This window comes from Serratia surfactantfaciens (genome assembly GCF_001642805.2).
GTDB lineage: Bacteria > Pseudomonadota > Gammaproteobacteria > Enterobacterales > Enterobacteriaceae > Serratia > Serratia surfactantfaciens.
Genome location: NZ_CP016948.1, coordinates 755,943 through 770,434, shown reverse-complemented (window position 1 = coordinate 770,434; position 14,492 = coordinate 755,943). Strand labels below are relative to the sequence as shown.

Annotated in this window: 17 protein-coding genes; 10 read left to right on the top strand and 7 right to left on the bottom strand. The window is 60.6% G+C overall.

All coding sequences use genetic code 11. From position 1 onward, the window contains the following. Window positions 1-31: 31 nt before the first annotated feature. A complete protein-coding gene (locus ATE40_RS03690; protein WP_019454707.1) occupies window positions 32-676 on the bottom strand; it encodes a TetR/AcrR family transcriptional regulator in 645 nt (214 codons plus the stop codon). A 176-nt stretch (window positions 677-852) separates the two neighbouring features. Here ATE40_RS03690 and bhsA (ATE40_RS03685) point away from each other — a divergent pair, with 176 nt between their 5' ends. The 3 genes from bhsA (ATE40_RS03685) to dapF all read left to right on the top strand — a co-directional run bounded on the left by bhsA (ATE40_RS03685) (window position 853) and on the right by dapF (window position 2,550). Further along, window positions 853-1,110, top strand: a complete 258-nt coding sequence (gene bhsA / locus ATE40_RS03685) for a multiple stress resistance protein BhsA (protein ID WP_019454708.1) — start codon at window positions 853-855, stop codon at window positions 1,108-1,110. Between the two features lie 193 nt (window positions 1,111-1,303). Continuing rightward, window positions 1,304-1,561, top strand: coding sequence for a multiple stress resistance protein BhsA (bhsA, locus tag ATE40_RS03680; RefSeq protein WP_004939517.1), 258 nt, complete (start codon window positions 1,304-1,306; stop codon window positions 1,559-1,561). A 113-nt stretch (window positions 1,562-1,674) separates the two neighbouring features. Then, entirely contained in the window at window positions 1,675-2,550 is an 876-nt protein-coding gene (dapF, locus tag ATE40_RS03675; RefSeq protein WP_063918980.1) for a diaminopimelate epimerase, read from the top strand. Here the strand turns inward: dapF and ATE40_RS03670 are convergent. Then, the gene (locus ATE40_RS03670; RefSeq protein WP_063918979.1) at window positions 2,525-3,823 is read right to left on the bottom strand and encodes an SLC13 family permease; all 1,299 of its coding nucleotides are present in this window, start codon (window positions 3,821-3,823) and stop codon (window positions 2,525-2,527) included. The two genes, dapF and ATE40_RS03670, sit on opposite strands and share 26 nt — an antisense overlap. 85 nt (window positions 3,824-3,908) lie before the next feature. Further along, a complete protein-coding gene (locus tag ATE40_RS03665; RefSeq protein WP_084799111.1) occupies window positions 3,909-4,814 on the bottom strand; it encodes a bifunctional helix-turn-helix transcriptional regulator/GNAT family N-acetyltransferase in 906 nt (301 codons plus the stop codon). A gap of 481 nt (window positions 4,815-5,295) precedes the next feature. Between ATE40_RS03665 and ATE40_RS03660 the strand changes: the two genes are divergently transcribed. From ATE40_RS03660 to ATE40_RS03640, 5 genes are all read left to right on the top strand, one after another. After that, window positions 5,296-5,967 carry a CsgG/HfaB family protein gene (locus tag ATE40_RS03660; protein ID WP_004939528.1) on the top strand — a complete coding sequence of 224 codons (672 nt, stop codon included), beginning with the start codon at window positions 5,296-5,298 and terminating at the stop codon, window positions 5,965-5,967. 18 nt (window positions 5,968-5,985) lie between these two features. Continuing rightward, on the top strand, window positions 5,986-6,342 hold the full coding sequence (locus tag ATE40_RS03655; protein WP_060421091.1) for a DUF4810 domain-containing protein: 357 nt from the start codon (window positions 5,986-5,988) through the stop codon (window positions 6,340-6,342). After that, window positions 6,339-6,995 (top strand): DUF799 domain-containing protein, encoded by a 657-nt coding sequence (locus ATE40_RS03650; protein ID WP_060421088.1) that lies wholly within the window; start codon window positions 6,339-6,341, stop codon window positions 6,993-6,995. Before ATE40_RS03655 ends, ATE40_RS03650 begins: the two co-directional genes overlap by 4 nt. A 112-nt stretch (window positions 6,996-7,107) precedes the next feature. Further along, window positions 7,108-8,598 carry an alpha-amylase gene (amyA, locus tag ATE40_RS03645; RefSeq protein ID WP_063918977.1) on the top strand — a complete coding sequence of 497 codons (1,491 nt, stop codon included), beginning with the start codon at window positions 7,108-7,110 and terminating at the stop codon, window positions 8,596-8,598. A 120-nt stretch (window positions 8,599-8,718) separates the two neighbouring features. Further along, the gene (locus ATE40_RS03640; protein ID WP_019453901.1) at window positions 8,719-9,567 is read left to right on the top strand and encodes a PA4780 family RIO1-like protein kinase; all 849 of its coding nucleotides are present in this window, start codon (window positions 8,719-8,721) and stop codon (window positions 9,565-9,567) included. A 9-nt stretch (window positions 9,568-9,576) separates the two neighbouring features. Here the strand turns inward: ATE40_RS03640 and ATE40_RS03635 are convergent, their stop codons facing one another. After that, complete coding sequence (locus tag ATE40_RS03635) at window positions 9,577-9,795, bottom strand: DUF7661 family protein (RefSeq protein WP_019453902.1); 219 nt, start codon at window positions 9,793-9,795, stop codon at window positions 9,577-9,579. A gap of 69 nt (window positions 9,796-9,864) precedes the next feature. On the opposite strand from ATE40_RS03635, the gene ATE40_RS03630 reads away from it, so the two are divergent. Then, window positions 9,865-10,692 carry an AraC family transcriptional regulator gene (locus tag ATE40_RS03630; RefSeq protein WP_063918976.1) on the top strand — a complete coding sequence of 276 codons (828 nt, stop codon included), beginning with the start codon at window positions 9,865-9,867 and terminating at the stop codon, window positions 10,690-10,692. Here ATE40_RS03630 and ATE40_RS03625 read toward each other — a convergent pair. From ATE40_RS03625 to lsrG, 3 genes are all read right to left on the bottom strand, one after another. Beyond that, a complete protein-coding gene (locus tag ATE40_RS03625) occupies window positions 10,668-11,258 on the bottom strand; it encodes a LysE family translocator (RefSeq protein WP_063918975.1) in 591 nt (196 codons plus the stop codon). The genes ATE40_RS03630 and ATE40_RS03625 overlap by 25 nt on opposite strands. 83 nt (window positions 11,259-11,341) lie before the next feature. Next, a complete protein-coding gene (locus ATE40_RS03620) occupies window positions 11,342-12,247 on the bottom strand; it encodes an EamA family transporter (protein WP_063918974.1) in 906 nt (301 codons plus the stop codon). A gap of 87 nt (window positions 12,248-12,334) precedes the next feature. Next, entirely contained in the window at window positions 12,335-12,628 is a 294-nt protein-coding gene (gene lsrG, locus ATE40_RS03615) for a (4S)-4-hydroxy-5-phosphonooxypentane-2,3-dione isomerase (protein WP_063918973.1), read from the bottom strand. Between the two features lie 193 nt (window positions 12,629-12,821). On the opposite strand from lsrG, the gene lsrK reads away from it, so the two are divergent. Further along, window positions 12,822-14,387, top strand: coding sequence for an autoinducer-2 kinase (lsrK, locus tag ATE40_RS03610; protein WP_063918972.1), 1,566 nt, complete (start codon window positions 12,822-12,824; stop codon window positions 14,385-14,387). Window positions 14,388-14,492: the final 105 nt, after the last annotated feature.

The following is a 14,492-nucleotide window of genomic DNA, read 5'->3' as shown; positions in this document are numbered from 1 at the left end:
TTACGGTGCCCGGTGAAAACCGGGCCCGTTATTACACCTTATTGCCTATCTGGCTGAGCCGCGGCCACACCAGCATCAGCGCCTCGAGCAACCGCAACAGATCGCCCCGGTTTGCCCCTTCGCGCGCCTGCACCGACATGCCTTCAATGGTGCAAATCACGTATTTCGCCAGCAGCGCGGTGTCGGTTTTCGCCAGCAGTTCGCCTTGTTGCACCTTGCGATCGAAGCAGGCTTTCAGCGCCGCTTCCTGCGCATGATGTTTCTTGCGCAGCATCTGGGCGACGTCGTCGGAAGCGGACGATAGCGCGGCGGAGGCACACACCATAAAGCAGCCTGACGGCGTATCGGGGTCGGTAAACACTTCGACGGAAGAACGCACGTAGGCCTCGACGATCTCGGCCACCGGCAACGCCTGTTCCAACAGTTGGTTGGTGCAGGCGGTATATTTTTGCAGATAGCGCTCCACCGCCGCGCGGAACATCCCTTCCTTGTTGCCGAACTCCGCATACAGCGTCGGTGCTTTGGCGCCGGTCACTTCCACCAGATCGGCCAGCGAAGTGGCTTCATAACCGTGCCGCCAGAACAGATCGAGCGCGCTTTCCAGCGCCCGGTCGCGATCAAATTGTTTCGGTCTGCCACGGCTTTTCTTGCCGCAGACCGTTTCATTGATGCTCATCGCTCCTCTCCTATCCCGCTCCACGGCAGGGTTAGCACAAATAACTTAACGATCATTATAAAAAAATATTGCGCGCTCGTCGAGAACCGATTAGCATTTAGTTATCGATCGTTAAGAAAAATTAGCGAACCGGATTAACACCCTCTATTCACCGTTATCGGAAAGGAATTAACATCATGAAAAACTTAAAATTAACTCTAGCAGCCCTCGCCCTGGCCAGCGTTTCCTTCGGCAGTTTCGCCGCTGATTTAGTCAGCAGCCAACCGGCCGACCAGCAGAAAGTGGGCGTCATCACCGTCAGCGGCGCGTCCGATCTGACCTCACTGGAAAGCAGCCTGGCTGCGAAAGCCGATCAGGCCGGTGCAAAATCCTTCCGCATCATCGGCGCCGGTGGTAACAACCAGCTACACGGCACTGCTGAAATCTATCAATAACAAAGCATTACACTCACGGACTGCACGACTTTCTGCTCACCACGCCAGGGCGTAAGAAAAAATTAATTAACGAGCGTTAAAAAAATACTTGCAATCCGTCAAACCGGCATCTAACATTAAATTATCGATCGTTAATTAATTTAACGACCTTACCAAACAAACATTGTAAAGAACATAGATAGGAAATAAGACCATGAAAAACCTGAAAATGACCATCGCCGCCATCGCACTGGCCTCCGTCTCCTTCGGCAGCTTCGCCGCCGAACTGGTCAACGCTCAACCGGCCGATCTGCAAAAAGCCGGCGTCGTCACCGTCAGCGGGGCATCCGACCTGAGCAGCCTGGAGAACAAACTGGCGGCCAAAGCCGACGCGGCGGGCGCAAAATCCTTCCAGATCATCGCGACCACCGGTGACAACAAGCTGCACGGCACCGCGATCATCTACAATTAATTGCCAGACCGGCAATAGTGCAAAAGGGCGGCTTAGGCCGCCTTTTGTTTGTTTTGACGCCAACATTCTGTTGTAAGCTGTAGCCACCTTTTCTTGCTGAGCCGAGCAACGCCATGACTCCCCTGCTGTTCCACAAATATCACGGGCTGGGCAACGACTACCTGGTGTGTCACCGTGCGGTCGCCGACCGCTTGAATCAGGAGCAAATTCGTCTGCTGTGCCATCCGCATTACGGCGTCGGTTCCGACGGCCTGCTGATCGACAGCGGCGACGCCGTCAATCCCACCCTGCGCATCATCAACCCGGACGGATCCGAAGCGGAGAAAAGCGGCAACGGTCTGCGCATCTACGCGCGCTATTTGTTCGACAGCGGCCGCATAGGGCATCAACCGTTTCTGGTGCACACCGCCGGCGGCGACGTGCGCTGCCAGGTAGCGGAAGACCCGCATCAGATCACCGTGGAGATGGGGCGCGCCAATTTCAGCCCGGCGGCCCTGCCGGCGTTGATCGATCTGCCGGAGGCGCTGAACTACCCGTTGCCGCTGGAGGAAGAGACCTTGAGGGTGTCGCTGGTGTCGATGGGCAACCCGCACTGCGTGGTGCCGGTTGAAAAACTGGATCTGGCACAGGTGCGCCGGCTGGGGCCGCAGATTGAACGCCATCCGCTGTTCCCGAAACGCACCAATGTACAACTGGTGGAAGTGGTCGATCGCCAGACGCTGCGCATCGGCATCTGGGAGCGCGGCGCCGGTTTCACCCTGGCCTCCGGCAGCAGCAGCTGCGCCGCCGCCAGCGTGATGCGCAAGTTGGGACGAGTCGACGATCGGGTCAGCGTACGGATGCCGGGCGGCGAGCTGCAGATCGCCTTCAGCGGCGACTTTCAGGTCAGCATGCGCGGGCCGGTGCATAAAATCGCTACCCTGACGCTGGACGAAGATTGTTTTGCCGGCGGCGCGGGGTTGTTTACGGGATCCACCCCAGCAGCCTGAACCACAAATAGTCCAACGGCACCAGCAGCGCGAAGCTGAGCAGCGCCAGCAACAGGCACAGCTTCAGCCCCTCGCGCGCCGGCACTTTGCCCATCCCCATCGCCACCACGATCGGCGCAGCCTGATACGGCAGCAGCGGAGTGGCGTAACCGATCACCTGGGTCATCAGCACCGTCAGCAGCGGTAAACCGCTGCCCGCCGACAGCGCCTCCGCCAGCGGGGTAAACAGCGCCGGCACGCCATTGGCGGTCACCACGAAATTGAGCAATGCGGTGATCCCCACCAACGCGCCGAACGCGGTGAACGGCTTGCCGTGCAGATCCGGTATCGCCGTCAACAGCACGCCGCCCAGCCGATCGCCAAGACCCGAATGGCTGACCAGCGCGGTCAGGCCCAAGATCCCCGCGACATAGATGCAGGTGCGCACGTTGACCCCGACGGCGAACTGCTCGCCGTTGAGAAAACCGATGCGCGGCAGCAGGCAGCAACACGCCGCCGCCAACCCCACCCAGGCGGGAGCGATGCCGTGCCAGCTGTCGGTCATCCACAGCAGCACCGTGACGCCCAACAGCGCGATCAGCCGCCATTCGGCGGCGCTGAGCGGAGGTTGCGCCGCCATGGCCGCCACCGGCTGCGGCCGGGCGCGAAACAGGCCGCAAATGCACAGCGTCAGCAGCGCGCCTTTGGCTACCCCGAGAACCGGGGCGTGCAGCAGCAGATAAGTGAGATAAGCGAAGTGGCTGCCGTAGGCATTTTCCGCCGCGCCGCTCATCACCAGGTTGGGCACGTTGGCCGGCAGAATGCTGGCGGAGAGCTGGAAGGTGCCGAACCCCACCGCCAGCGCCAAACCGATACGGCCGCGTGACCCTTCCGCCAGCCCGGCGCGCTCGGCCAACGCCATGACGATCGGCATCAGCAGCGTGATGCGCCCCATATTGGAAGGCATGACAAACGCCAACGCATAGCTTATCGCCACTACGCCGCCCACCAGGCGGAGCCAGGAACCGGACAGATGCGGCAAGAGTCGGTTGGCCAGGCGATCCGCCAGCCCGGTGCTGCGGATGGCGGTGCCCAGTACGAAGCCACTGAGCACCAGCCAGAATGCGGAAGACGCAAAACCGGAAAAGGTCACCGCGGCGGGCGCCAGCTGCAACACCATCACCGCCGCGAAGAACAGCAGCGCGACCACATACTCCGGTAAACGGGCGCTGGCCCAGAGCACAATGACCACCAGCGTAACCAGCGCAGACAGCGCCATCGGATCCCCCAACATCCTTCTCCTCCCTGATAAAACGTTATGATTGTTATCAAACGGTTAACAGGGTGACACAAGGCGCGGGCGCTAACCTTGAAACCGCTCACATATCGTCGTTCTGCAGATTTTTCAGCATGCACACGTTGCAGCCGTGGTGGCCGGTATTGCCGCGCCGCTCCGTCAGCAGCGTGAAACCGAGCGCGTAGTACAACCCGATCGCCTCTTTCAACTGCTCGGTGGTTTCCAGGTAACAGTAGCGATAACCCGCCGCCCGCGCCGCCTTCAGCGCCTGCACCACCATATGGCGCGCCATGCCCAATCCGCGCGCGCCGGGTTTGAAGAACAGTTTCTGCAGTTCGCAATAGCCGGGCTCTTCGCCGGCCAGCGGCGCCATGCCGACGCCGCCCACCACCTGCCCGTCCCGCTCCAGCACCCAATAGCGGCCGCCGTTGTCGCGATACAGGCCGGTCAACCGATCGAGATCCGGATCGTGCAGGCTGACCCCCTCCATCTTGTCCATACCGTACTCGCGAAACACGCCGCGAATGATCGCCGCCATCGCCGCATCGTCGCGCGCGGCGATCGGCCGTACCCGCAGGTTGGCGTCGCGCTGTTTGCGCGCGCTGCGCAGCGCCGCGGTCATCTTTTTCATCGCCGCAGTGGTGCTCGCCAGCTCATCGTCGTCCAACTGCGCCAGCGCCGCCTGCATAAAACCGTCGGCGTCGTTCTCGATGCCGGCCAGCGTCTTGCCGCCCGGTTTACTCAACCGATGGAGGCTGTGCCGCTTGTCATCCGGATGATCCACCGTCTCTATCACGCCGGCGGCGACCAGGCTGCGCAACGCCCGGCTGGCGCTGGCCTTGTCAATGCACAATCGGGCCGCCAACTCCGTGACGCCGAGCGGCTGCTCGCTGACTTCGATCATCAGATGGATCTGCAGCGGCGAAAAGCGCGAGCCGTTGCTCTGCTTGTTCAACATGCCGAATTCTCTGACCAAACTGCGCGCCAATGCTCTGAAATCCCTGATGTTCACAATTGATATCCCCGATTCTCTACCGATGAAAAATAACACTTAGTTGATAGTGTTACCTAATTTTTACTACCTTACCGGATCATCAAGCCGCCATGAACCCCGGAATAACACAGGAGCTGATGCAAAACGTAACATTAATCAATACAACAAACTGGTTAGTTAAAATATTTCAGGATTAATAGCCATGTATTTACGATTAAAAAGACAATAACCCAGACAAAAAATACACAATCGTGAAAAACGCTGTAATGAAGAGAGAAAATCGATACTAATCCATTGCATTCCAACAGGTTACAACAATGTTAATAGCAGCATTAATGCCGATATCTTGTTGTAATTTGTTACATATTCATGGCAGGATCGCGGCGTTTCTATAACGACGACAACGCTCGTTATATCAACGTCGGGCGCGGGTTGCTCCCGCGCTGTTTTATGCTCATGGAGAGATTGCATGCCAATGAAAAAATCACTCGCCGTCTGTTCCGTCGCCCTTTCCGTCACTTTGCTGGCGGGCTGTGCGACCGAATCCTCTCGCACTTTGGAAGTGCCAAAAGTAGCTTCCTACAACACCACTTATCAGGGCCCACGCAGCCCTATCGCCGTCGGTAAATTCGACAACCGCTCCAGCTACATGAACGGCATCTTCTCCGATGGCGTCGATCGACTGGGCAATCAGTCCAAGACTATCCTGATCACGCATTTGCAGCAGACTGGCCGTTTCAACGTGCTGGATCGCGCCAACATGGAAGAGCTGAAAACTGAAGCCGGCATTAAAGGGAAGGCACAAACGCTGAAAGGCGCCAATTATGTGATTACCGGCGATGTCACCGAATTCGGCCGTAAAGAAGTCGGCGATCATCAGCTGTGGGGGATTTTGGGCCGTGGTAAATCACAAGTCGCTTACGCCAAAGTCAATCTGAACGTCGTAAACGTACAGACCTCAGAAGTCGTCTTTTCCTCTCAGGGCGCCGGTGAATACGAACTGTCCAATCGCGAAATCATCGGTTTCGGGGGCACCGCCAGCTACGACTCCACCCTTAACGGCAAGGTGCTGGACCTGGCCGTGCGTGAAGCCGTCAATAACCTGGTCACCGGTATCGAAAACGGCGCATGGCGCCCTGCTAACTAACGGAATAGAAGCAGAAAGATGATAACTAAAAAAATGGGCGGGGCGCTGTTTGCAGCGACCCTGCTGGCCGGCTGCGCCGCGCCGAAAACGCTTTATAATTGGGATGGCTACCAAACTTCTCTCTATCAATACTACCAGCAGGAGGGGCAAAGCCCTGAGCAGCAGATCGCCACGCTGAAAGAGATCGTCGAGAAATCCCGCGCCAAGGATAAAGCCGTACCACCAGGTCTGCATGCGCAACTGGGGCTGCTGTACAGCAAAACCGGCAACGACGGACAAGCAATGAGTGAATTCAACACGGAAAAAACGCTGTTCCCGGAATCGGCGCCGTTTATGAATTTTCTGATGGCCAGGGATAAGGGGAGTTTTAAATGAAGCGTGTACTCACTTTACTCGGCGTTGCCGCCACCCTGTTGCTAAGCGGCTGTGCCAAGCAGACGCCTTATGATTATGCGGCGTTCCATGAGAGCAAACCGAAGTCGATCCTGGTCTTGCCGCCGGTTAACCAGTCGCCGGATATCAAAGCCAGCCACAGCGTACTCGCCAGCGCCACCCTGCCGTTAGCCGAGGCCGGTTACTATGTGCTGCCGGTCGCCGTGGTGGAAGAAACCTTCCTGCAAAACGGTCTAACCAACGCCAACGACATTCGCGCCGTCAGTCCGAAAAAACTGCACCAGATTTTCGGCGCCGACACCGTGCTGTACCTGGATGTCACGCAATACGGCACCAGCTACATGGTGATCAGCAGCGAAACCCGCGTTACCGTCGCCGCTCGTCTGGTCGATTTGCGCAACGGTAAACAGTTATGGGCCGGCACCGCCACCGCATCCAGCAACGAAGGCAACAACAACTCCGGCGGCCTACTGGGCATGGTGATCAGCGCCGCGATTTCACAAATCGCCGATACCATCAGCGACAAAGGATTTGATGTTGGCGCCATCGCCAACACCCGTCTGTTATCGGCGACAGGTCAGAACGGCGCCATTCTTTATGGCCCACGTTCACCTCATTACGCCAGCCAGCGTTAAGCAGTCTCTCGGGCGGCCTTCTCGGGCCGCCTATGCCAAACTTGTCCCTTTTGCCAAAAGTAGCCCATGCTTTAACTGCTCCTCTCCTTCTGGCTAACCGGGACGCTGGCTCATGACGCAAAAAACCACCCTGCTGCAATTTTTCCACTGGTATTACCCCGACGGCGGCAAACTGTGGCGGGAGGCCGCCGAACGCGCCCCGCACCTCGCCGAACTGGGCATCACCGCCCTGTGGCTGCCGCCCGCCTATAAGGGCGCTTCCGGCGGCTACTCCGTCGGCTACGATACTTACGATCTGTTCGACCTGGGCGAATTTGACCAGAAAGGCAGCGTGGCCACCAAATACGGCGACAGGGCGGCGCTCGAACATGCCGCCACTACCCTGCGCGAACACGGCGTGGGGGTGATCTACGACGTGGTGTTCAACCACAAGCTCGGCGCGGACGAAAAAGAACGGGTACACGTGTTCAAAGTGGATGCCAACAACCGCAATAACATCGACGACCAGGGCTTCGACGCGCTGGCCTATACCCGCTTCACCTTCCCCGGCCGCCGGGGCATGCACTCCGAATTCATCTGGGATTACAAATGCTTCGGCGGCGTCGACTACGTTGAGCAACCGGACGACAAAGGGGTATTCAAAATCGCCAACGACTATGGCGACGACGGTTGGAACAATCAGGTCGACGACGAGAAAGGCAACTACGACTATCTGATGGGCGCCGACGTCGAGTTCCGCAACGCCGCCGTGACGGAGGAGCTCAAATACTGGGCGCGCTGGCTGCTGGACAGCCTGCCGTGCGACGGCTTCCGCCTCGACGCCGCCAAACACATTCCCGCCTGGTTTTTCAAAGAGTGGGCGGATCACGTGCGCGGCAGTGCGCAACGCGACCTGTTTATCGTTGCCGAATACTGGTCGCACGATCTCAGCGCGCTGCAACAATACATCGAGTTGGTGGACGGTAAGGTGATGCTGTTCGACGTGGCGCTGCACCTGAAGTTTCATCAGGCGTCGAAACAGGGCGACGGCTTCGACATGGCACAGATCTTCACCGATACCCTGACCGCCGCCGCTCCGGCCCATGCGGTGACGCTGGTCGCCAACCATGACACCCAGCCACTGCAGTCGCTGGAAGCGCCGGTGGAACCCTGGTTCAAACCGCTGGCCTACGCGCTGATCCTGTTGCGCGAACAGGGCGTGCCCTGCGTGTTTTACCCAGACCTGTATGGCGCCAGCTACCGCGACAAAGGGCGCGACGGCGGCGAATACCAAATAGACATGCCGGCGATCCCGGAGCTGGAGAAACTGATCGCCGCTCGCCAGCGCTTCGCCAACGGCCCACAAACCGACTACTTCGACGACAGCCACTGCGTGGCCTTCAGCCGCGCCGGCACCGCCGAGGCCCCCGGCTGCGTGGTGGTGCTGACCAACGGCGGCGAGAGCGGCAAGACGGTCGCGCTCGGCGCCGATCTGGCGCACACCGCCTGGCGCGATTTCCTCGGCAACCGCCAGGAAGAAATCACTACCGACGATCAGGGCAGCGCCCATTTCCCGGTCAATGCCGGCAGCGTCAGCGTTTGGGTGCCGGCCGCCAGCCTGTGAGCGCCCGCCGCCGCGTAATGATGACGCGGCGGCAAAACTAATGTTTGCCTTTCGGGTCTAACTTACGCTATCAACTGCGCAAGCCATTCACACCGGAGCCTAAATAGGGTACAAGGCTGCATGAAAATTCCAAAACGACTCCAGCCGCTGGTTGATGACGGGTTAATCGACGAAGTCATCCGCCGGTTGAAAAGCGGCAAAGAAGCCGACGTGTTTATCGTGCGCTGCGGCGATGAGATCCGCTGCGCCAAAGTGTACAAAGAGGCCGAGAAGCGCAACTTCAAGCAGGCCGTTCACTATCAGGAAGGGCGCAAGGTGCGCAACAGCCGCGACGCGCGCGCCATGAGCAAAGGCTCCAAATTCGGCCGCCAGCAGCAAGAGGAAGCCTGGCAAAACACCGAAGTGGACGCGCTGTATCTGCTGGCCAAGGCCGGAGTGCGGGTGCCGCAGCCAGATATCTGCCTGGACGGCGTGCTGCTGATGGAGCTGATCACCGACGAAGAAGGCCTGGTGGCGCCGCGCCTGAGCGATGTTACCCTGACGCCGGAACAGGCGCGCGCCGATCACGCCCTGATGATGAACTACGCGGTGCGCATGCTGTGCGCCGGGCTGGTGCACGGCGACCTGTCGGAATTCAACGTGCTGATGGATAAAGACGGGCCGGTGATCATCGATCTGCCGCAGGTGGTGGACGCCGCCGCCAACAACCACGCCAAAAGCATGTTCGAGCGCGATATCGGCAATCTGGCGGAGTATTACGGTCAGTTCGCACCGGAGCTGCGCGACAGCCAATACGCCAAAGAGATCTGGGCGCTGTATCAGGAAGGCAACCTGACGCCGGACAGCGTGCTCAGCGGCCGGTTCAGCGAAATCCAGAAGCGCGCCGACGTCGGCTCGGTGCTGGAAGAGATCCAGGCCGCCAGCGAGGAGCACCAACGCCGGATGATGGCGCGCAATACGGAAGAGTAACGCGCCGCGCTATTCGACGCGAAACACGTCCGGCCGCTGCGGCGTCGCCGCCTCGTGATAGATATCCCCCAGATAGCCGGCGATCTCCTCTTCGCGCAGTTCGGCCGGCAGCACGATATCGTAGTTGGGGGAATACTTGCGCTCCGGCAGCGTCACGCGGAACAGCCGCCATTCGTCCCCGATGCGCTTCACGCCCACCAGGCGGCCGAACACGTTAAAAATCATCATCCGCCATTCCCCCTCTCGTCGCTTTCAGGCTATAACACTGTGATGCCGCCGCAGTGAAAAGGAAAGCGTATGAGTGAAAAAACGCCGCAGTTCTGGCGCGATCCGCAGTTGCCGTTTGTCGAAGCACGCGCCATCGAGGATGGCCGCCAGGTGTGCTACAGCCTGCACAGCCACGAATTCTTTTCCATCGGCGCCATCACCGGCGGCATCAGCACCTATGTCAACGGCGAGCGGCGCATGCAGGTCGGCGCCGGCGATCTGGTGATCATCAACCCGCAGCAGGCGCATGCCTGCAACCCGATAGCCGACCGCCGTTGGTCGTACATCATGTTCTATCTCGATCTCGCCTGGATCGGCGCACTGCAGCAGGAACTGCTCGGCGGCGACGGCGACCGTTTTGTCCCCTTTAGCCAACCGCTTAGCCGCGATCCAGAGCTGTTCAGCGGCCTGAACCGGCTGTACGCGCTACTGACGACTCCGCAGTGCGGCGCGCTGGAAAAGCAGATCGCCATGGTGGAGTATTTCAGCGCCCTGCTGCGCGCGCTGGGTGACATCCGCCATCCCGAAACAACGCCGCATCCCCGGCTGGAAGCGGCGGCGGCGTTCATCGACGCGCACTGCACCCAGGCACTGACGCTGGAAGACATTTGCCGCGCCGCCGCCCTGTCGCCCTCTTACCTGATCCGCGCCTTCCGCCAGCGTTACGGCATGACGCCGCACGCCTATCTGGTCAATCGCCGCGTGCAGCACGGCCACCGCCTGTTGAAAAGCGGCCTGCCGATCGCCGCCGCCGCCAGCGAAAGCGGTTTTGCCGATCAGGCGCACTTTCAGCGCACCTTCAAACAGCTGTTGGCCGCCACGCCGGGCCAGTATCAAAAACCCTCAGCCAGCAGATAGCAGGCGCTGGCCGCCAACAGCAGCGCCATCGCGCGGTTGAAACGCTGCACGTTGCGCGCCTGCCTGAGCAGGCCGCGCAGCATCGCGCCGACATAGGCCCAGCAGGCCACCGAAACATAGCAAATCACGAAGTAGAGCCCGGCGAACTGCCACAGCAGCAGCCAATCGCCGTCGCCGACAAAGGCGCCGAGGCTGGCCACCGACGCCAGCCACGCCTTGGGGTTCAGCCATTGCATCAGCGCACCGTAGCGCCAGGAAGGCGGCCGCGCCGCGCCGCGGCCCAAATTGCCATCATCAAACGCCAGGCGATAAGCCATAAACAGCAGGAAGGCCACGCCGGCCCACTGGATCAAGCGGGTCAACGCCGGCCACAGGATCAGCAGCTGGTGCATGCCCAATCCCAGCAGCACCAACAACAGGGTAAACCCCAGCGTGGCGCCGAACACGTGACGCTGGGTCGCGCCAAAGCCGAATTGCGCCCCGGCGCTCAATGCGACGATGTTGACCGGGCCGGGGGTGATGGAGGCCGCCAGCGCAAACGCGGCCATAGAGAGGTAAATGTTCATGATAGGCACCTGAGAAAATATTCACAGGCACCAGAGTGCCGGGCCGCGCCAACCCGGTATTGAACAGAATTGCCCTGTTCGGTTTAACGCGCGATCGCCGCCCGGCGGCGCGGTAGCCCGAAGGTATTGACCGCCATGCCGGCCAGCACCAGCAATGCGCCGCCGAACTGAGCCGGCGACAGCGCTTCGTCCAGCAGCAACCAGGCGGCGAACAGCCCGACCAGCGGCACCAGCAGCGTCAGCGGTGCAACGCGCCAGGTCTCGTAGCGCCCCAGCAGGCTGCCCCACACCGAATAACCGAACAGCGTGGCGGCGAACGCCAGGTAGGCAACCGCCAGCCAGGTGCCGAGCTGCACATGGCTCAGGCTGCTCAGCACCGCCTGCGGGCCGTCGAACAGCCAGCTGCAGGCCAGGAACGGCACCACCGGGATCGGCGCGCTCCACACCACCAGCGATAAGATATTACGCTGCGGGAAACCGGCCAGGATCTTCTTGTTGGTCAGGTTGCCCAGCGCCCAGGAAAACGCCGCCGCCAGGGTCAGCAACAGGCCCGCCAGAGGCACCGCGCCACTGCCCGGCTTATGCAGGCTGGCCTGCGCCAGCACCAGCATGCCGCCGCTGGCGATAGCGATGCCGACGAAATGATTGACGCGCAGCTTGTCGCCCATCAGCACGCCCCCCAGCAGCAGGGTGAAGAACACCTGCGCCTGCAGCACCAGCGAAGCCAATCCCGCCGGCATGCCCACCTTGATGGCGACGAACAGAAAAGCGAACTGCGCGAAGCTCATGGTCATGCCGTACAGCAACAGCCATTTCCACGGAATGGTCGGGCGCGGGATAAAGAAGATCGCCGGCAACGCCACCAGCAAAAAACGCATTCCGGCCAGCAGAAACGGCGGCATGCCCTGTAAACCGAACTTGATCACGACGAAATTCACGCCCCAGATCACCACCACCAACAGCGCCAACAGCCGATCGCGCAATGTCATCCTCGCCCCGCTTATCCCATTGAAAATTCACTTTAGCTTGCAGGTTACAGCCAAACCGGGCGTATGGACACCGGCAAAATCCGTCGATTATTCCGGCATCAGGCCGATAAAGGTGGTTTTCTTGCGCGGACCGGTCATCAGCGCTTCCAGCTTCTCCACGCACTGCAGATAGTGCGGAGTCTGCTTGTGCGCCGCCACCGCCTGCTCGTCGCGATAGGCTTCGTAGATGTAAAACCGCGTTGGAATATGCTCATCCTGCAGCACGTCGAAGCGCAGATTGCCCGGCTCTTCGATCGCCCCCAGGTGATTGGCGCGGAAAACCTCGACAAATTCGTCGATCTTGTCCTGTTTAACGTTGATCTCAACCAATGTGACGTGCATGACAGCTCCTTGTTTAAACGGCGCGCCGTAACATGGCGCTTTCCAACCATAGGTTCATTCCCGTCGATTGCCCTGCCGCAACGGCAATTTTGCCGCCTGGCTCACAAATCGCACCGGCGGTGCCCATACCTTCCCCGGCGGGGCAAGGCGGCGGCATCTATAGTTAACACTCCTCCCCCTGAGAGCATAGGCTATGGATAACTACTTGATGGCGCTGGACGCAGGAACAGGCAGTATTCGCGCGGTGATCTTCGATTTGGCGGGCAATCAGATCGCGCACGGCCAGGCGGAGTGGCAGCATCTGGCGGTGCCGGGCGTGCCCGGCTCGATGGAGTTCGACCTCAGCCGCAACTGGCAGCTGGCCTGTCAGTGCATCCGCCAGGCGATGCAACGCGCGGGATTGAGCGCTCAGGCGATCCGCGCGGTGGCCTGCTGCTCGATGCGTGAAGGCATCGTTCTGTACGATCGCAACGGCGTGCCGATCTGGGCCTGCGCCAACGTCGATGCGCGCGCCAGCCACGAAGTCAGCGAGCTGAAAGAGCTGCACAACCACGGTTTCGAACGCGAGGTGTATCACTATTCCGGCCAGACGCTGGCGTTGAGCGCCATGCCGCGCCTGCTGTGGCTGGCGCACCATCGGCCGGACATCTACCGCCAGGCGGCGACGCTGACCATGATCAGCGACTGGTTGGCCAACATGCTCAGCGGCGAGCTGGCGGTCGATCCTTCCAACGCCGGCACCACCGGCATGCTGGATCTGACCAGCCGCGACTGGCGGCCGGCGCTGCTCGATATGGCCGGCCTGCGCGCAGATATTCTGTCGCCGGTGAAAGAGACCGGCAGCGTGCTGGGGCGCGTCACCGAACAGGCGGCGCAGGAGAGCGGGCTGCTGCTCGGCACCCCGGTGGTGATGGGCGGCGGCGACGTGCAACTCGGCAGTCTGGGGCTTGGCATCGTGCGTGCCGGGCAAACGGCGGTGCTCGGCGGCACCTTCTGGCAGCAAATCGTTAACCTGCCGGAACCCGCCATCGATCCGGAGATGAATATCCGCATCAACCCCCATGTCATTCCCGGCATGGCGCAGGCGGAATCCATCAGCTTCTTTACCGGCCTGACCATGCGTTGGTTCCGCGACGCGTTCTGCGCCGAAGAGAAGCTGCTGGCGGAGCGGTTGGGCGTCGACGCCTACAGCCTGCTGGAAGAGATGGCGGCCAGGGTGCCGCCGGGCGCCTACGGCGTGATGCCAATCTTTTCCGACGCTATGCATTTCAAAACCTGGTATCACGCCGCGCCGTCGTTCATCAACCTGTCGATCGATCCGGAACGCTGCAACAAACAGACGCTGTTCCGCGCGCTGGAAGAGAATGCCGCCATCGTCTCCGCCTGCAATCTGGAGCAGATCGCCGCCTTCTCCGGCGTGCAGGCCCGCTCGCTGGTGTTCGCCGGCGGCGGTGCGAAGGGCAAACTGTGGAGTCAGATCCTCAGCGACGTCACCGGGCTGACGGTACGGGTACCGGTGGTAAAAGAGGCCACCGCGCTGGGCTGCGCCATCGCCGCCGGCGTCGGCGCCGGGCTGTACGAATCGCTGGCCGAAACCGGCGAGCGCCTGGTGCGCTGGGAGCGCGAACATCAGCCGGACATGACCAACCACGCCTCGTATCATGAGCAGAAGGAAAACTGGCGGCGGATCTACGCCGATCAGTTGACGCTGGTGGACAACGGCCTGACCACCTCGCTGTGGAAAGCGCCGGGGCTGTAAGCGCCTCGCGGCATTCGGTCATAACCTTATGCCGTTTTATTCCTTTCCCCTCGGCGCGGCGCAAGCCGCGCTTTAACTCACTGCCGCGATTGTTCCCCCTCAGAA

Excerpts from the sequence above, each read along its gene's own strand:
- ATE40_RS03690 (WP_019454707.1), bottom strand. The coding sequence starts at position 676 with ATGAGCATCAATGAAACGGTCTGCGGCAAGAAAAGCCGTGGCAGACCG.
- bhsA (WP_019454708.1), top strand. The coding sequence starts at position 853 with ATGAAAAACTTAAAATTAACTCTAGCAGCCCTCGCCCTGGCCAGCGTT.
- bhsA (WP_004939517.1), top strand. The coding sequence starts at position 1,304 with ATGAAAAACCTGAAAATGACCATCGCCGCCATCGCACTGGCCTCCGTC.
- dapF (WP_063918980.1), top strand. The coding sequence starts at position 1,675 with ATGACTCCCCTGCTGTTCCACAAATATCACGGGCTGGGCAACGACTAC.
- ATE40_RS03670 (WP_063918979.1), bottom strand. The coding sequence starts at position 3,823 with ATGTTGGGGGATCCGATGGCGCTGTCTGCGCTGGTTACGCTGGTGGTC.
- ATE40_RS03660 (WP_004939528.1), top strand. The coding sequence starts at position 5,296 with ATGAAAAAATCACTCGCCGTCTGTTCCGTCGCCCTTTCCGTCACTTTG.
- ATE40_RS03655 (WP_060421091.1), top strand. The coding sequence starts at position 5,986 with ATGATAACTAAAAAAATGGGCGGGGCGCTGTTTGCAGCGACCCTGCTG.
- ATE40_RS03650 (WP_060421088.1), top strand. The coding sequence starts at position 6,339 with ATGAAGCGTGTACTCACTTTACTCGGCGTTGCCGCCACCCTGTTGCTA.
- amyA (WP_063918977.1), top strand. The coding sequence starts at position 7,108 with ATGACGCAAAAAACCACCCTGCTGCAATTTTTCCACTGGTATTACCCC.
- ATE40_RS03640 (WP_019453901.1), top strand. The coding sequence starts at position 8,719 with ATGAAAATTCCAAAACGACTCCAGCCGCTGGTTGATGACGGGTTAATC.
- ATE40_RS03635 (WP_019453902.1), bottom strand. The coding sequence starts at position 9,795 with ATGATGATTTTTAACGTGTTCGGCCGCCTGGTGGGCGTGAAGCGCATC.
- ATE40_RS03630 (WP_063918976.1), top strand. The coding sequence starts at position 9,865 with ATGAGTGAAAAAACGCCGCAGTTCTGGCGCGATCCGCAGTTGCCGTTT.
- ATE40_RS03625 (WP_063918975.1), bottom strand. The coding sequence starts at position 11,258 with ATGAACATTTACCTCTCTATGGCCGCGTTTGCGCTGGCGGCCTCCATC.
- ATE40_RS03620 (WP_063918974.1), bottom strand. The coding sequence starts at position 12,247 with ATGACATTGCGCGATCGGCTGTTGGCGCTGTTGGTGGTGGTGATCTGG.
- lsrG (WP_063918973.1), bottom strand. The coding sequence starts at position 12,628 with ATGCACGTCACATTGGTTGAGATCAACGTTAAACAGGACAAGATCGAC.
- lsrK (WP_063918972.1), top strand. The coding sequence starts at position 12,822 with ATGGATAACTACTTGATGGCGCTGGACGCAGGAACAGGCAGTATTCGC.